Annotated in this window: 12 protein-coding genes, 1 tRNA gene and 1 other RNA gene; 2 read left to right on the top strand and 12 right to left on the bottom strand. The window is 71.1% G+C overall.

The genetic code is table 11. The features are described from left to right. Positions 1-27: 27 nt before the first annotated feature. From ASG83_RS06415 to ffs, 3 genes are all read right to left on the bottom strand, one after another. On the bottom strand, positions 28-1,191 hold the full coding sequence (locus ASG83_RS06415) for an acetate/propionate family kinase (protein WP_055858275.1): 1,164 nt from the start codon (positions 1,189-1,191) through the stop codon (positions 28-30). Continuing rightward, complete coding sequence (gene pta / locus ASG83_RS06410) at positions 1,188-3,347, bottom strand: phosphate acetyltransferase (RefSeq protein WP_055858272.1); 2,160 nt, start codon at positions 3,345-3,347, stop codon at positions 1,188-1,190. Before pta ends, ASG83_RS06415 begins: the two co-directional genes overlap by 4 nt. A 40-nt stretch (positions 3,348-3,387) precedes the next feature. After that, positions 3,388-3,484, bottom strand: an RNA gene (ffs, locus tag ASG83_RS12445) — signal recognition particle sRNA small type. A 57-nt stretch (positions 3,485-3,541) separates the two neighbouring features. On the opposite strand from ffs, the gene ASG83_RS06405 reads away from it, so the two are divergent. Both ASG83_RS06405 and ASG83_RS12440 read left to right on the top strand, forming a co-directional pair. After that, a tRNA-Ser gene (locus ASG83_RS06405) sits at positions 3,542-3,626 on the top strand. 69 nt (positions 3,627-3,695) lie between these two features. After that, on the top strand, positions 3,696-4,325 hold the full coding sequence (locus tag ASG83_RS12440) for a hypothetical protein (protein WP_082514773.1): 630 nt from the start codon (positions 3,696-3,698) through the stop codon (positions 4,323-4,325). Here the strand turns inward: ASG83_RS12440 and ASG83_RS06400 are convergent. The 9 genes from ASG83_RS06400 to chvE form a co-directional block, all read right to left on the bottom strand. Next, on the bottom strand, positions 4,312-6,216 hold the full coding sequence (locus tag ASG83_RS06400; RefSeq protein WP_055858271.1) for a helicase HerA-like domain-containing protein: 1,905 nt from the start codon (positions 6,214-6,216) through the stop codon (positions 4,312-4,314). The two genes, ASG83_RS12440 and ASG83_RS06400, sit on opposite strands and share 14 nt — an antisense overlap. Positions 6,217-6,273: 57 nt before the next feature. Further along, positions 6,274-7,557 (bottom strand): saccharopine dehydrogenase family protein, encoded by a 1,284-nt coding sequence (locus ASG83_RS06395; protein WP_055858268.1) that lies wholly within the window; start codon positions 7,555-7,557, stop codon positions 6,274-6,276. Positions 7,558-7,590: 33 nt separating this feature from the next. Beyond that, positions 7,591-8,307 (bottom strand): phosphatase PAP2 family protein, encoded by a 717-nt coding sequence (locus ASG83_RS06390; protein ID WP_082514774.1) that lies wholly within the window; start codon positions 8,305-8,307, stop codon positions 7,591-7,593. A gap of 65 nt (positions 8,308-8,372) precedes the next feature. Continuing rightward, entirely contained in the window at positions 8,373-9,602 is a 1,230-nt protein-coding gene (locus ASG83_RS06385) for a multidrug effflux MFS transporter (protein WP_055858265.1), read from the bottom strand. Positions 9,603-9,850: 248 nt separating this feature from the next. Next, a complete protein-coding gene (locus ASG83_RS06380) occupies positions 9,851-10,441 on the bottom strand; it encodes an HhH-GPD-type base excision DNA repair protein (protein WP_055858262.1) in 591 nt (196 codons plus the stop codon). A 66-nt stretch (positions 10,442-10,507) separates the two neighbouring features. After that, on the bottom strand, positions 10,508-11,953 hold the full coding sequence (locus tag ASG83_RS06375) for a GH1 family beta-glucosidase (protein WP_055858259.1): 1,446 nt from the start codon (positions 11,951-11,953) through the stop codon (positions 10,508-10,510). Between the two features lie 121 nt (positions 11,954-12,074). Next, positions 12,075-13,295: a multiple monosaccharide ABC transporter permease gene (mmsB, locus tag ASG83_RS06370; protein WP_055858256.1), complete on the bottom strand. Its 1,221-nt coding sequence runs from the start codon at positions 13,293-13,295 to the stop codon at positions 12,075-12,077. Beyond that, complete coding sequence (gene mmsA, locus ASG83_RS06365; RefSeq protein WP_369813386.1) at positions 13,282-14,817, bottom strand: multiple monosaccharide ABC transporter ATP-binding protein; 1,536 nt, start codon at positions 14,815-14,817, stop codon at positions 13,282-13,284. The genes mmsB and mmsA overlap by 14 nt, the downstream gene beginning before the upstream one ends. Before the next feature lie 120 nt (positions 14,818-14,937). Beyond that, a complete protein-coding gene (chvE, locus tag ASG83_RS06360; RefSeq protein ID WP_055859415.1) occupies positions 14,938-16,014 on the bottom strand; it encodes a multiple monosaccharide ABC transporter substrate-binding protein in 1,077 nt (358 codons plus the stop codon). Positions 16,015-16,102 lie beyond the last annotated feature (88 nt).

Here is a 16,102-nt window from a genome sequence, read left to right as displayed (position 1 = left end):
ACGAGGCCACCCGGGGCCGGGCGGGCCTCAGCCGGCGAGCGCCGCCGCCGCGCGCGCGATCGCGAGCTCCTCGTTCGTCGGCACCACGAGCACCCTCACCGCCGCGCCGTCGGGCGAGATCTCGCGCGGCTCGCGCCACGACATCGCGTTGCGGTCGGCGTCGACCTCGAGCCCCAGATGCGACAGCCCCGCGAGCGCGCGAGCGCGCATCACGGGCGAGTTCTCGCCGATCCCTGCCGTGAACACGAGCGCGTCGAGCCCGCCCAGCTGCGCGAGGTAGGCGCCCACGTAGTGCCGGATCCGGTGCGCCCACACGTCGAGCGCGAGCCGGGCATCCTCGTCGCCGTCATCGGCTGCCTGCACGACGTCGCGCATGTCCGACCGACCGGTGAGCCCGAGCAGCCCGCTGCGCTTGTTGAGCAGGCGGTCGAGCTCGTCGACCTCCAGGCCCGTGCGCAGCAGGTGCAGCAGTGCTCCCGGGTCGAGGTCACCCGAGCGCGACCCCATCACGAGCCCCTCGAGCGGCGTCAGCCCCATCGACGTGTCGATCGAGCGCCCGCCGCGGATCGCCGTCGCCGACGAGCCGTTGCCGAGGTGCAGCACGATGAGCCTGAGCTCCTCGAGCGGGCGGCCCAGCAGCTCGGCGGAGCGGTGCGCGACGAACTCGTGGCTCGTGCCATGGAATCCGTAGCGCCGCACCCCGTGCGCCTGCGCCACGTCGCGGTCGAGCGCGTACGTGTACGCCGCGGCGGGCATCGACTGGTGGAACGCGGTGTCGAAGACGGCGACGTGCGGCACGTCTCCCATGACCTCGCGAGCGGCGCGGATGCCCGCCAGATTCGCGGGGTTGTGCAGCGGTGCGAGGGCGGAGACCTTCTCGATCTGCTCGACCACCTCGTCGGTGAGGAGCGTCGGCGCCGTGAAGAGCGCGCCGCCGTGCACCACGCGGTGGCCGACGGCCACGAAGGCGGGGGCGCCGTCGGCGCCGGGCCCGCCCTCGGCACCGGACCCGCCCTCGGAACCGAGCCGGTCGAGGACGAGGCGCATCCCCTCGGTGTGGTCGGCCGCGTCGCCGCCGGGCTCGCCGATGCGCTCGACGAGACCGCCGATGACCGCCTCGCCGCTCTGCACGTCGACGAGCTGGTACTTGATCGAGCTCGAGCCGGAGTTGACGACGAAGACCCGCGTCACTCCGTGCCCCCGATGGTCGAGATCGGCTGCGTGGGCGGCGGGGGCGTGCGCTGCGCCTGGATGGCCGTGATCGCGACGGTGTTGACGATGTCGCTCACCTCGGCTCCGCGGCTGAGGTCGTTGACGGGCTTGCGCAGGCCCTGCAGCACGGGCCCGATCGCGACGGCGCCGGCCGAGCGCTGCACGGCCTTGTAGGTGTTGTTGCCGGTGTTGAGGTCGGGGAAGATGAAGACCGTCGCGCGACCGGCGACCTCGGAGCCGGGCATCTTCGTCCGCGCGACGCTCGGCTCGGCCGCCGCGTCGTACTGGATCGGCCCCTCGACGAGCAGGTCGGGGCGGCGCTCGCGCACCAGGTGCGTCGCGGTGCGCACCTTCTCGACGTCGTCGCCGGATCCCGACTCCCCCGTCGAGTACGACAGCATCGCCACGCGCGGCTCGATCGCGAACTGCGTCGCCGTCGCCGCCGAGCTGATCGCGATGTCGGCGAGCTGCTCGCTCGTCGGGTCGGGGATGACCGCGCAGTCGCCGTAGACGAGCACCCGGTCGGCGAGGCACATGAGGAACACGCTCGACACGACCCCGACCCCCGGGTCGGTCTTGATGATCTCGAAGCTCGGGCGGATCGTGTGCGCCGTCGTGTGCGCCGCCCCCGACACCATGCCGTCGGCGAGGTTCAGGTGCACCATCATCGTGCCGAAGTAGCTGACGTCGGTCACGACGTCGCGCGCGGTCTCGTAGGTCACGCCCTTGTGGGCGCGCAGCCGCGCGTACTCGGTCGCGAACCGATCGCGCAGCGCCTCGTCGAGCGGGCTGATGATCTGCGCGGCCGACAGGTCGAGGCCGAGCTCCGCCGCCCGGGCGCGGATGCTCGTCTCATCGCCGAGGATGCTCAGGTCGCACACGCCCCGGCGCAGCAGCGTGCCCGCCGCCCGCAGGATGCGGTCGTCGTCGCCCTCGGGCAGCACGATGCGCTTGCGGTCGCCGCGAGCGCGCTCCAGCAGGTCGTGCTCGAACATGAGCGGCGTGACGACCTCGCTGCGGCTCACCTCGAGGCGGCCGAGCAGGTCGGGCGCGTCGACGTGCGCCTCGAAGAGCGCGATCGCGGTGTCGTGCTTGCGCTGGCTGTCCGCAGCCAGCCGGCCGCGCGTCTCGGTCACCCGCAGCACCGTGTCGTAGGTTCCGGAGTCGGTCCGGAGGATCGGCAGCGCCGGGTCGAGGCCGTCGACGAGGCTCTGCACGGCATCCGGCGTCTCGAACCCGCCGTAGAGGATGATCGCCGCCATCGACGGGAAGGTGTCGCTCGCGTGCGCCATCAGCACCGCCAGCAGCACCTCGCTGCGGTCGCCCGGGATCAGCACGACGGCGCCCTCCACCAGGCGCGGCAGGACGTTCTCCATGCTCATGCCGGCGACGACGACGCCCATGACCTCGCGGCGCAGCAGCTGCGCGTCGCCGCGCACGAACCGCGCGCCGCAGGCCTCCATGACGGCGGCGACGGTCGGGGCGACGAGGTAGCGGTCCTCCGGCACGGCGGCGACGAGCGCCTGCGGGGCGACCTCCCGCACGGCGCCCACGATGTCGTCGAGCGCGTCCGGGTCGGCGCGGTTGACGATCACGGCGAGCAGCTGCGCGTGGGCGTGCTCGAGCTCGGCGACGCTCACCTCGGCGGCGCGGCGCATGTCGTCGGCGCTGCGCGCGTCGGAGTCGCTGAGCCCGCGGGCACCGGACTGGCCGGTCGCGCGGCCGCCCAGGACGAGCAGCACGGGGGCGCCGAGGTTCGCGGCGACGCGCGCGTTGAAGCTCAGCTCGGTGGGGCTGGAGACATCGGTGTAGTCGCTGCCGATGATGACGACGGCGTCGCACTTCTTCTCGACCGCGTGGAACCGATCGACGATCCGCGCGAGAGCCGCCTCGGGGTCGGCGTGCACGTCGTCGTAGCCGACACCGATGCACTCGTCGTAGTCGAGGTCGACGCGGGCGTGGGCGAGCAGCAGCTCGAGCACGTAGTCGGGCTCGCCCTCGTCGCGGCCGCGCGCCACGGGCCGGAACACCCCCACGCGCTCGAGCTTGTGCGCGAGCGTGTCGAGCACGCCGAGCGCGATCGACGACTTGCCCGAGTTGCCCTCGGCGGACGTGAGGTAGATGCTCCTGGCCATCGGGCCCAGCCTAGGTGCGCGGGCGGAGAACCCGGGCAAAGAAAAGGACCCCTCGCGCACCCGCCAGAGCCCGGTTACCCTTGCTGCGTTTCCGCCCTGGGGGAGTTGGCCTGGATGGCGCCACGCGAGGAGCCGTGACCAGTTTACGGGTAGGATCGCTCCTGGTCGTCACGCGTTCGCGCAGAGCGACCTCTGGAGGATTCGCCTAGTGGCCTATGGCGCACGCTTGGAAAGCGTGTTGGGTGCAAGCCCTCGGGGGTTCGAATCCCCCATCCTCCGCACTCCGACCGCCGTATCCTGCGCAACCCTGACGGCGGTCGCCACCACGACGGAGACAAGGGGAGCATCGTGAGCCGAGCCCACGACGCCCCCCTCGTCGTGCGTCCGCGGCGCCGCCTGCTGCGCGACGGGCTGCTCGCGATCGGGCTCGTGCTCGTCGCCCTGGGAGCCCCGCTGCTGCTGCTCGCGGGGCCGAACGGCACCGCCCCCGCCGTCTTCGCGGCGGTCGGCGTCGTCGTCCTGCTGAGCGTGATCGGCGTGCTCGACTTCGCGCGCGCCGCCATCACGGTGGGCGACGGGGAGTTCGTGAAGCGCGCCTTCCTGTCGCTGCCCTTCCGGGTGGCGCTCGATCGCATCGACGCCGTCCACGTGCTCGAGGTGTACCCGTCGGGGACGATCCGCGCGGTGCCGCAGCTGCTCGCCCTCGACGCGGACGGTCAGCGCCTGTTCCGCATGCGCGGCCAGTTCTGGACGCGCGTCGCGATCGACCAGGTGGCGGAGGCCACGCGCGCGGTGGTGATCCGCGGCGACGAGCCTCTCACGCACTCGGAGTTCCACGCTCAGTGGCCGCAGGCGGCCTACTGGTACGAGAACCGTCCGCTGCTCACCGCCGCCGGCTTCACCGGCGTCCTCGTGATCGCCGCCGCGATCGTATACGGGATGCTCCTGCTGGCCGGCGTGCCGGTCAGCGGCGCTTGAGGGTCCCGAAGATTCCGCGGAGGACCTCGCGCACGATCGTCTGACCCGTGCGTGACCCGAGGGCGTCGCCGACGACGTCGCCGAGACCGCCGCCCAGGCCGCCGCCGGACCCTCCCGAGCGCGAGCCCCCGGAGCGGGTCGGCGTGCGCGTCGTGGTGCGCTCGCGCCTCTGGAGCTCGCGCATCCGTCTCTCGTACTCGCGCTGCGCCGCATCCTGCTGCTTCTGCGCGTCGCGAGCGGCGCGCTCCGCGGCCTCGGCGCGGTCCTCCTCGGCCGACCGCGCGGCCTCCGCCTGCTCGGCGGCGGCCATCCTCGACGTCAGCAGCTCGTAGGCCGACTCGCGATCCACGACCTGCCCGTACTGCGCCATGAGCGGCGACGCCGCGATCGTCGCCTCGATCGACGCCGCCGGCGCCGGATCCATCGAGCCCTGCGGCGCCCGCAGGCGCGTCCACGCCACGGGCGACGGCGCCCCCTTCTCGTTCATGACCGTCACGATCGCCTCGCCGATGCCGAGCGTCGTCAGCACCTCGCCGAGGTCGTACCCGCTCGTCGGATACGTCGAGACCGTCGAGCGCAGCGCCTTCGCGTCGTCCGGCGTGTGCGCCCGCAGCTGGTGCTGCACGCGCGAGCCCAGCTGTGCGAGGACGTCGGCCGGGACGTCCTTCGGCGTCTGCGTCACGAAGAAGATGCCGACGCCCTTCGAGCGGATCAGGCGCACCGTCTGCGTGATCGCCGCCAGGAAGTCCTTCGACGCGTCCCGGAACAGCAGGTGCGCCTCGTCGAAGAAGAACACGAGCTTCGGCTTGTCGAGATCGCCGACCTCGGGCAGATCGTTGAACAGGTCGGCGAGCATCCACATCAGGAACGTCGAGAAGAGGGCGGGCTTGTCGGCCACTCCGGGAACCTCGAGCAGGCTCACGACCCCGCGCCCGTCGGCCGTCGTGCGCAGGAAGTGCGCCGTGTCGAACTCGGGCTCGCCGAAGAACGCGTCGGCCCCGTCCGACGCGAACGCGATGAGCTCGCGCAGGATCACCCCCGCCGTCGCCGAGCTCAGCCCGCCCAGCTCGGCGAGCTCCGGCTTGCCCTCCTCGCTCGTCAGGAACTGGATCACCGACCGCAGATCGTCTAGGTCGACGAGCGCGAGCCCGTTGCTGTCGGCGTAGTGGAACACGAGCCCGAGGCTCGACTCCTGCGTCTTGTTGAGCCCGAGCACCTTGCTCAGCATGAGCGGCCCGAAGCTCGACACCGTCGCCCGCACCGGCACTCCGTGCCCGATGCCGCCGAGGCAGTAGAACTCGGTCGGGTGGGCCGTCGCCTGCCAGTCCTGGCCGATCCCGCGGGTGCGCGCGAGCAGCTTCTCGCTCGCCTCCCCCGCGACCGAGATGCCGCTCAGGTCGCCCTTGATGTCGGCCGCGAACACCGGGACCCCGGCGGCGCTCAGCTGCTCGGCGAGCACCTGCAGGGTCTTCGTCTTGCCGGTGCCCGTCGCGCCCGCGACGAGCCCGTGCCGATTCGTCATCGCGAGGGGGATGCGCACGGGCACGTCCGCGCGCGCGTCGCCGTTCACGAGCGCCCCCATCTCGAGCGCAGCACCCTCTATCGCGTAGCCGTCGCGGATCGCGGCCACCTGCGCCTCGTCGAGCGGACCGCCCGCGGTCGCGTCGACCTGCGCCGCCGCGTCGGCGGCCGAGACCGGCTCGGCCGGCGCCGCCTCGGCGGGCGCTTCGGCCGTCTCGGCCGCGGCGCGCGCCTCCGCCTCCGCCTGCGCGGTCGCCGCGGCGAGCGCCGCCTGGGCCTCCTCGAGGGCCTTCCGGGCGGCCTCGACCGCTGCCGCGGCCTCCGTCGCCGTCTCCGGACCGGTCGCCGTCGCGTCGTCGCTGTCGCTCATGCGCGCCAGCCTAGGCGAGCGGGATGCACGGGCGGGAGTGGCGTCACGCGAGCGCTCTCAGACGCGTGCGGCCGGCTCCCGCTCCTCCAGGCCCCACGACTGCCCGTAGCCGCCGGCGGCCTCGGGGCGCGCCATGAGCTCGAGGAACGCCTCGGCGTCGAACGCCTCCGGGCCGAGCACGCCCGTGCCGCTCCAGGCGCCGGTCGCGAGCAGTTCGAGCGCGATGACGGGGTTGAGCGCGGTCTGCCACACGACGCACTGGCTCTCGTACTCGGCCATCGTCCACTCGTTGTCGGAGACGTGGTACAGGTACACCTCGCGGGGCGAGCCGTCCACTCCGGTGCCCGTGACCCAGAGCCCCGCGCAGGTCTTGCCGGTCATCCGAGGCCCGATCGTGGCCGGGTCGGGCAGGCCCGCCGCGACGACATCGCGCGGGCTGACCTCGACCGGGCCGTTCGCCGAACGCACCCGCAGCGGCTCCGTCTTGTCGAGTCCGAGTTGGTGCAGGGTCTTGAGGATGCCGATGAACTCGTCGCCAAGCCCGTACTTGAAGGTCACGCGCCTCGCGTCGACCCAGCGCGGCATGAGCAGCACCTCCTCGTGCTCGACGTTGACGCACTCGACCGGGCCGATGCCCTCGGGGAAGTCGAAGACCTCGGGCTCGCTGAACGGCGGCGTCGTGAACCAGCCGCGGCCCTTCTCCCAGATCACGGGAGGGTTCAGGCACTCCTCGATGGTCGTCCAGATCGAGAAGCTCGGCGCGAAGATCTCCGCGCCGTTCTCGTCGCGCACGACGAGGTTCGCGCCGTCGCGCGTGCCGAGCTCATCGATCTCGGAGAACAGTCGGTCGGCGGCGTAGCGCGCGAAGACGTCGCTGAGGCCCGGCTCGACGCCCATGCCGACGAGCGCGAGGCGGCCCGCGGCCTCCCAGTCGGCGGTGGCCGCGAACTGCTCGTCGCCGAGCTTCACGCCGGTCTCGGCGTACGGGTTCGAGGGGTGCGGGTGCGACAGGCTCATCGCCATGTCGAGGTAGTCGGCGCCGGCCGCGAGGGCTCCGGCGAAGATCGTCGGCACGAACTTCGGCTCGACGGCGTTCATGACGTGCGTCGCGCCGTGCTCACGGGCGACCCGCTCGACGGCGGATGCGTCGCTCGCATCGATCTGCGCCGCCACGAAGCGGGCGCCCTGCTCGCCGTGGCGGTCGGCGATCCAGGCGATCGTGCGCTCGGCGCGACTCACGTCGTAGTCGCTCACGATGATCGTCTCGAAGAACGAGCGGCGAGCGGCGATCTTGGCGATGGCGTCTCCGACGCCTCCGGCACCCACGAGGAGGATTCTCATGAGCCCATATTATCCAGATGGATAACGAAGGCGCTAGAGGGTGCGCGCTCCATCCGCCGGTGTGAGCGGCGTGAGCGCCGCCCCGGTCGGCTGCCGCGCGTGCTTCGACGGCCGGGGCTCCCGCTCCAGTCGCGACGCGAACGGGGCCCACACGATGACCGTGACCGCGATGCCCACGAGCGCGCCGCCGATCGTGTCGGTCACCCAGTGCGCGCCGAGGTAGGTGCGGCTCAGCGCCATCGCCACGATCCAGGCGACGCCGAGCATCCACAGCCACGCCCTCGACCGCGTCAGCCCGAACAGGAGGACGAGCGTCGTCGCGACCGTCGCCGCGTTGGCGACGTGACCCGACGGGAACGAGCCGAAGTCGGCCACGACGAGGATGTCCTCCGGGCGTGCGCGAGCGAAGAGGTTCTTCAGCAGCTGCACCGTCGCCCCGCTCAGTGCCGCGGCGATGATCGAGAACAGCGCCCCCCAGGGGCGGCGCGCGAGGAGCAGCAGCGCGACCATCCCGAGCGGCACGACGAAGATCGCGACGATGCCGCCGCCGATGCGGTCCATGAGGAGGGCGAGGACCTCCAGCTCCGGATTGCGTCGGGAGAGGATGTCGTCCATCCACTCGACGTCGAGCCCGAGCGGAGATTCCCGCAGCACCACCAGGAGACCGAGGGCCGCGGCGAGCGCGAGGGCGAGGACCCCGCTGATCCAGCGCCAGCGGGAGGCGACGCGGCGAGTCGTGGTCGGCTGCATGTCGGAACCCTATCGAGGGCGGCGGGCGGATGCCCGGCCCCGTTCAGGGGATTCGCACGCGCCGATCAGCGCGACAGCGCCGGCACCGTCCGCGGTCGCACGACGACCCACAGCGAGAGCACCGCGACCGAGGCCGCGATCGCCATCGCCGCGCCCATCGGCGTGGCGCTGCCGATGCCGAACACTCCCACGATCGGCGAGAGCAAGCCGGCGAGGCCGAAGTTGAGCGCGCCCAGCAGGGAGGCCGCGGTTCCCGCCTCCTTGCCGTGGTTCGCGAGGGCGAGCACCTGGACCATCGGGAAGCCGAAGCCGCACGCCATGATGAAGAAGAACAGCGGCACGATCGTGCCCCACATGCCGGCGTCGGCCTGGTCGAGGACGACGATCGCGATCGCGCTGACGAGGAGGACGGCGGTGGAGACGGCGAGGATCCACTGCGGCGGGATGCGCCTCGCGATCCGCGCGCTCGACTGGACGCCGATGAAGACGCCGACGGAGTTGGCGGCGAAGACCACGCCGTAGGCCTGCGGGTCGAGACCGTAGACATCCTGAAAGAGGAACGACGACGCCGACAGGTAGGCGAACAGGCCCGTGAAGGTGAACCCGCCGATGACGGCGACACCGATGAAGATGCGGTCGCGGAACAGCGCCCGGTACCGCTCGGCGATCGTCGAGTGGCCCCGGTCGGATCTCCGTGCCGGCGGAAGCGTCTCCACGATGAAGAACCAGGAGGCGGCGACGACGAGCACGCCGTATCCGGCCAGCACGACGAACAGGCCGCGCCACTCGGTCAGCAGGAGCAGCTGCGAGCCGATCAGCGGAGCCAGGATCGGTGCGAGGCCGGTGACGAGAGCGAGGCGGGAGAGCATCCGCACCAGGGGGTAGCCGCCGAAGAGGTCGCGCACCATCGCCATCGCGACGACGCCGCCCGCTGCCGCGCCCGCGCCCTGCAGGACGCGCGCCGCGAGGAGCCACGTGACGTCGGGCGCGGCGGCCACCATGAGGCTCGCGACGACGTGCACGGTCGAGGCCGTGATGAGCGGGAGGCGGCGGCCCACGCGGTCGCTCCACGGGCCGACGATGAGCTGGCCGAAGCCGAAGCCGACCATCGTCGCGGTGAGGGTGAGCTGGACGAGCGCGACGCTCACGCCGAGGTCGGCCTCGACCTGCGGGAACGCCGGCAGGTACAGGTCGACCGTGAAGGGGCCGAGAGCGGTGAGGGCGCCGAGGACGAGGACGTAGACGATGCGCTGGCGCCGGGTGAGCGAGTCGCCGGGGTGCACGACAGTGGTCATTGCGACCACTGTAGGGGCGCGCGGGGCGCGTGTCGAATCGATTCGACCGGGTGCGCGTGTCGCGGGTGCCGGCGCCCGCTCGCGGCCGCGCCGGACGCGCGTGCCGCGGGCTGCGCCGGGCGCGCGAGCCCGCACCCCGCTGTGTCAGTTCTCCGGAGTTTCGGCCGTGCTCGTCGCGGGGCCGCACGCCGGACGCGAGCGAGTCGCCAGAACTCCGGAGTACGTGCACGCTCGACCGCGCCGGACGCTCAGCCCTTCGCGGCCTTCGACTTCGCCTTCGCGGCCTTCTTCGCCTCGCGCACCTTCGCGAGCGAGTCGGCGTCGACGATGTCGGCGACCGAGCGGTACGAGCCCTGCACGCCGTAGTCGCCGGCCGCCACGCGCCACCCCGGCGCGTCGACGCCGTACTGCTTGCCGAGGAGGGCGAGGAAGATCTTCGCCTTCTGCTCGCCGAAGCCGGGCAGCTCCTGCAGCCGGCGGAGGACCTCGGCGCCGTCGGGCGCGAGCCCGTCGAGCCCGGGTCGCGTCCAGATCGCGTCGGCGCGGCCGCCCCACTCGTCGCGCACCTCGGCGGCGAGCGCCTGCACGCGCGCGGCCATCGAGCCGGGGAACCGGTGCACCGCGGGCGACTCCTTGAACACCGCCGCGAAGGCCTCGGGGTCGGCGGCGGCGATGCTCTCGGCGTCGAACGAGCCCATCCGCTCGCGGATCTTCGCGGGCCCCGCGAACGCGGTCTCCATCGGTACCTGCTGGTCGAGGAGCATCCCGACCAGGAGCGCGAACGGGTCGTCGGTGAGCAGCGCGTCGGCGGGGGCATCCCCCGTGATGTTCAGAGCCATGCGCGTATCGAACCACGCGCGCCTGCGGCGGCGCTCAGCGAGCGGCGGGGCGGATGCCCGCCGCGCCTACTCCGGGATGCGGCGGCTCGCGATGAGCTCGCTGTAACAGTGCCCGCTCTGCTTGATCGTGCGCTCGAGCGAGTCGTAGTCGACGTGCACGATGCCGAAGCGCTTCGTGTAGCCGTAGGCCCACTCGAAGTTGTCCATGAGGCTCCACACCTGGTAGCCGCGCAGGTCGACGCCGCGCTCCATCGCGCGATGGGCGGCCGTGAAGTGGCGGCGCAGGTAGTCGATGCGCGCGTCGTCCTGCACGACGCCGTCGCGCACCTCGTCGTCGAAGGCCGCGCCGTTCTCGGTGATCATGAGCGGCAGGGTCGGGAACTGCTCGTGCAGGTCGACGAGCAGCTGCTCGAGGCCGTCGGGGGCGATGTTCCAGCCCATGGCCGTGTAGGGGCCGGGCTGCTGGATGAACTCGACGTCCTCGCTGCCGGGCCAGGGCGAGCCGGCCGCGTCGCCGTGGCCGTCCGCGTTGGAGCGCGCCGAGACGCCATCCCACATCGTGACGGTCACGGTCGAGTAGTAGTTGACGCCGAGCACGTCGATCGGCTGGTGGATGAGCTCGAGATCCCCGGGGCGCACGAACTGCCAGTCGGTGACGTGCGCGGTGTCCTCGAGCAGGTCGACGGGGTACTCGCCCTGCAGCATCGGGCCGGTGAAAGCGCGGTTGGCGAGCGCGTCGATGCGGCGCACGGCCTCGGCGCTCTCGGGCAGCGGCTCGCCGTCGGCGTCGCGCCCCGGGCGGATCATGTGCAGGTTGAGCGTCGCCGAGTACTGCGCGTCGGGCTTGCGCACCGCGTCGCGCAGGGCGCTCAGTCCGAGCCCGTGCGCGAGGTTGAGGTGGTGCACGGCGGTGAGCGCCGCGCGCCCGCTCGTGATGCCCGGGGCGTGCACTCCCGAGCCGTACCCGAGGTAGGCGCTGCACCACGGCTCGTTGAGGGTGGTCCACATCGCCATGCGGTCGCCGAGCGCCTCGCCCATGAGGTGGGCGTAGTCGGCGAAGCGGTAGCTCGTGTCGCGGTTGGTCCAGCCGCCGGCGTCCTCGAGCGCCTGCGGAAGGTCCCAGTGGTAGAGCGTCGCGATGGGCGTGATGCCGCGCGCGAGCAGCCCGTCGACGAGGCGGCTGTAGAACGCGACGCCCTTCGCGTTGGCGGGGCCCGTGCCCTCGGCCTGGATGCGCGGCCACGCGATCGAGAAGCGGTACGACTCGAGGCCGAGCCGCTGCATGAGGTCGAGGTCGGCGTCGAGCCGGTGGTAGTGGTCACAGGCAGAGTCGCCCGTGTGACCGTGGAGCACCTTGCCGGGGGTGCGGCTGAAGGTGTCCCAGATGGAGGGTCCGCGGCCGTCCTCGTGCGCGGCCCCCTCGATCTGGTAGCTCGCGGTCGCGGATCCGAAGACGAAGTCCGCGGGGAACTCCAGGCCGGAGTCGCGGTAGTCGGGGGTGCCCTGGTTCATGCTGATGAGCCTACGTGCCGCCGCGTGGAACCGCTTCCACAGGCGGCGCGCCCGAGCCGAGCATCCGCGCACGACGACGCCCCGGCCGCGCGAGGCGACCGGGGCGTCGAGGCGGTGCGGGTCAGCCGCGGGCGCGGCGCTTGTTCCAGACGTCGAACGCGACGGCGAGAAGCAGCACGAGGCCCTTGATGAACTGCTGGTAGTCGGTTGAGACGCCCAGCAGCGACATGCCGTTGTTGAGCACGCCCATGATGAGACCGCCGGTGATGGCGCCGACGACCGTGCCGACGCCGCCCTGCACGGCCGCGCCGCCGATGAACGACGCCGCGATCGCGTCGAGCTCGAACAGGTTGCCCGCGCCGGGTCCGGCCGAGTTGAGGCGGCCGGTGAAGATGATGCCGGCGAGCGCAGCGAGCACGCCCATGTTGACGAACAGGTAGAAGTCGATCTTGCGGGACTGGATGCCCGACAGGTCGGCCGCGTGGCGGTTGCCGCCGACGGCGTAGATGTGGCGGCCGAAGACGCTGCGGTTCATGACCGCCGTGTAGACGACCACGAGCACGCCGAGCACGATGAGCACGATCGGGGTGCCGCGCGAGCCGGGGGCGACGCCGAGGAGGTAGGTGAGGAACAGGATGAGCCCCGCGCCGAACGCCACCTTCACGATGAACCACCAGGCCGGCTCGGTCTCGAGGCCGAGCTTCGCGCGCTTCATGCGGCCGCGCAGCTGCGAGGCGATGAACATGACGAGCGCGAGGAGGCCGAGGCCGACGGTGATCCACTCGGCGGGCGAGGTCGCCGCCGGGAAGAGCTGCGGGAAGAGGTACCCGCCGCCGAGCTGGCGGTACTCGTTCGGGAACGGGGTGATCTGGGTGTTGCCGAGCACGATCTGCGTGAGGCCGCGGAAGAGGAGCATGCCCGCGAGGGTCACGATGAACGCGGGTATGCCGACGTAGGCGACCCAGAAGCCCTGCCAGACGCCGACGATGCCGCCGACGAGGAGGCCGAGGAGGATCGCGAGCCACCAGGGCAGCCCCCAGTCCTGCACCATGACGCCCGTCATGGCTCCGACGAACGCCGCGACCGAGCCGACCGAGAGGTCGATGTGGCCGGCGATGATGATCATCACCATGCCGATCGCGAGGATCAGGATGTAGCTGTTCTGGACGATGATGTTCGACACGTTGCCCGCCGTGAGCAGGCGACCCTCGGTCAGCACCTGGAAAAGCAGGACGATCACGATGAGCGCGACGAAGATGCCGATCTGGCGCAGGCGCGAGGTCAGGAAGCCGAGCACCTCCGAACGGCTGGACGCGGGGCGGGTTGCGCTAGCCGATGACATGGTCGGCCTCCTTCTCCTTGGTCATGAGCACCATGAGTGCTTCGGGGGTGGCCTGCTCGATGGGGAGCTCACCGGTGATGTGCCCCTCCGACAGGGCGTAGATGCGGTCGCAGATCCCGAGGAGCTCCGGGAGCTCGCTCGAGATCACGATGACCGCCTTGCCCTGCGCGGCGAGGCTGTTGATGATCGTGTAGATCTCGTACTTCGCGCCGACGTCGATGCCGCGCGTGGGCTCATCGAGGATCAGCAGCTCGGGGTCGGAGTACAGCCACTTCGACAGCACGACCTTCTGCTGGTTGCCGCCGGAGAGCTTGCCCGTGATCGCGTCGACCGAGGGCGCCTTGATGTTCATGCTCGTGCGGTAGCCGTCGGCGACGATGTGCTCGGCGCCGCCGTCGACCCAGCCGCGCGGGGCGAGCTTGCGGATTCCGGCGGCCGAGATGTTCCGCTTGATGTCCTCGATGAGGTTGAGGCCGTAGACCTTGCGGTCCTCCGTCGCGTACGCGAGCCCGTTGCGGATGGCCTCCGGCACCGTCCGCGCCTGGATCTCCTCGCCGCGCATGTAGAGCCGCCCGGTGATCCTCGAGCCGTACGACCGCCCGAAGATGCTCATCGCGAGCTCGGTGCGCCCCGCGCCCATGAGGCCCGCGATGCCGACGACCTCGCCCGCGCGCACCGAGAGGGACGCGCCGTGGATGATCGTGCGGTCGTGGTCGGTCGGGTGGTGGACGGTCCAGTCCTCGACGCGGAAGATCTCGTCGCCGATCACGACCGAGCGGTCGGGGTACCGGTGCTCGAGGTCGCGGCCGACCATGCCCTTGATGATGCGGTCCTCCGAGATGTCGCCCGTCGCGAGCGCGAGCGTCTCGATCGTGCGGCCGTCGCGGATGATCGTGACCTCGTCGGCGATCGCTTTGATCTCGTTGAGCTTGTGGCTGATGATGATCGACGTGATCCCCTGCTGCTTGAGGTGGCGGATCAGGTCGAGCAGGTGGGCCGAGTCCTCGTCGTTGAGGGCGGCGGTGGGCTCGTCGAGGATCAGCAGCTTGACGTCCTTCGACAGGGCCTTGGCGATCTCGACGAGCTGCTGCTTGCCGACGCCGATGTCGCGCACGATGGTCGTCGGGCTGTCGCCGAGGCCGACGCGGGCGAGCAGCTTGGCCGCCTCCGCGTTCGTCTCGTCCCAGTCGATGAAGCCGCGCCTGGCGCGCTCGTTGCCGAGGAAGATGTTCTCGGCGATCGAGAGGTAGGGGCTCAGCGCGAGCTCCTGGTGGATGATGACGATTCCGGATCTCTCGCTGTCGCGGATGTCCTTGAACTCCATCGTCTCGCCTTCGAAGACGATGTCGCCCGTGTAGGTGCCGTGCGGGTAGACGCCCGACAGCACCTTCATGAGCGTGGACTTGCCCGCCCCGTTCTCGCCGCAGATGGCGTGGACGTGGCCTCGCTCGACGGTGATGGAGACGTCCTGCAGCGCCTTGACGCCGGGGAACTCCTTCGTGATCGAGCGCATTTCGAGGATGGTGCTNCACGGCGGTCCTCTTCCTCTTCTCGGTTCAGCGGGGGCTCGTGCGGTGATGAGGGATGGTGCGGGTCCGGCCGATCGCTCGGCCGGACCCGCACTCGGGNTGGTGCGAACCTACTAGGCGAGGTCCTCAGGGGTGTAGTACCCGCTGTCGAACAGCACCTCTTCGTAGTTGTCGACCGTGACGATCGTCGACTCGAGCAGGTACGACGGGACGATCTTCTCGCCGTTGTCGTAGGTCTCGGTGTCGTTGACCTCGGGCTCCTCGCCCTTCAGCAGCGAGTCCACCATCGCGACGGCCTGCTCGGCGAGCAGACGGGTGTCCTTGAAGATGGTCGAGTACTGCTCGCCCGCGATGATCGACTTCATCGAGCCGACCTCGGCGTCCTGACCCGTGATGATGGGCAGCGCGTCGGTCGAGTAGCCGCCCGACGTGAGGGCCGAGATGATGCCGATCGAGAGGCCGTCGTACGGCGAGAGGACGCCGTCGATCTGCGTGTCGCCGATGATGGTGAGGATGTTCTCCATGCGCTCCTGAGCCGTCTCGGGCAGCCAGCGGAGGATCGCCACCTGCTCGAACGCGGTCTGGCCCGACGGGACGACGAGGGTGCCGTCGTCGATGAGGGGCTGGATGACGCTCATCGCGCCGTTGAAGAAGAACCCGGCGTTGTTGTCGTCGGGGCTGCCGGCGAAGAGCTCGACGTTGAACGGGCCGGCAGCATCCGTGCGCTCGCCGTTCTCGTCGAGGACGCCCATGCCGATGAGCAGCGACGTCGCCTGCTGCACGCCCACCTGGAAGTTGTCGAACGTCGTGTAGTAGTCGACGTTCGGGCTGCCGTTGATGAGGCGGTCGTAGGCGATGACGGGGATGCCCGCGTCGGCCGCCTGCTGCAGCACGTCGGTGAGCGTCGTGCCGTCGATCGAGGCGATGATGAGCGCCTCGGCGCCGCTCGAGATCATGTTCTCGATCTGCGAGACCTGCGTGGGGATGTCGTCGTTCGCGAACTGGAGGTCGACGTCGTAGCCGAGCTCCTCGAGCTGCGACTTGACGTTGTCGCCGTCCGCGATCCAGCGCTCCGACTGCTGCGTCGGCATCGCGACGCCGACGATGCCGCCGGCCTCGTCGCCGCCGCCGTCGCCGCCGGTCGAGCCGCCCGTGCGGTCACCGGCGCAGCCGGCGAGAGCGAGCGACATCACGCTGACGGCAGCGATGCCGAGGAGGAACTTCTTGGAGTTCTTCACTGTGTGTCCTTTCGATGGGGAGTGTGGTGGTGCGTTCGGG

Source organism: Yonghaparkia sp. Soil809 (assembly GCF_001429705.1).
Taxonomy (GTDB): Bacteria; Actinomycetota; Actinomycetes; order Actinomycetales; family Microbacteriaceae; genus Microcella.
This window is presented reverse-complemented; position numbering and strand designations above follow the sequence as displayed.

What these genes read in the sequence shown, in the direction of transcription:
- ASG83_RS06395 (WP_055858268.1), bottom strand. Translation starts at nt 7,557, where the DNA reads ATGAGAATCCTCCTCGTGGGTGCCGGAGGCGTCGGAGACGCCATCGCC.
- pta (WP_055858272.1), bottom strand. Translation starts at nt 3,347, where the DNA reads ATGGCCAGGAGCATCTACCTCACGTCCGCCGAGGGCAACTCGGGCAAG.
- mmsB (WP_055858256.1), bottom strand. Translation starts at nt 13,295, where the DNA reads ATGTCATCGGCTAGCGCAACCCGCCCCGCGTCCAGCCGTTCGGAGGTG.
- ASG83_RS06380 (WP_055858262.1), bottom strand. Translation starts at nt 10,441, where the DNA reads ATGGCTCTGAACATCACGGGGGATGCCCCCGCCGACGCGCTGCTCACC.
- ASG83_RS06375 (WP_055858259.1), bottom strand. Translation starts at nt 11,953, where the DNA reads ATGAACCAGGGCACCCCCGACTACCGCGACTCCGGCCTGGAGTTCCCC.
- ASG83_RS06390 (WP_082514774.1), bottom strand. Translation starts at nt 8,307, where the DNA reads ATGCAGCCGACCACGACTCGCCGCGTCGCCTCCCGCTGGCGCTGGATC.
- ASG83_RS06400 (WP_055858271.1), bottom strand. Translation starts at nt 6,216, where the DNA reads ATGAGCGACAGCGACGACGCGACGGCGACCGGTCCGGAGACGGCGACG.
- chvE (WP_055859415.1), bottom strand. Translation starts at nt 16,014, where the DNA reads ATGTCGCTCGCTCTCGCCGGCTGCGCCGGTGACCGCACGGGCGGCTCG.
- ASG83_RS06385 (WP_055858265.1), bottom strand. Translation starts at nt 9,602, where the DNA reads ATGACCACTGTCGTGCACCCCGGCGACTCGCTCACCCGGCGCCAGCGC.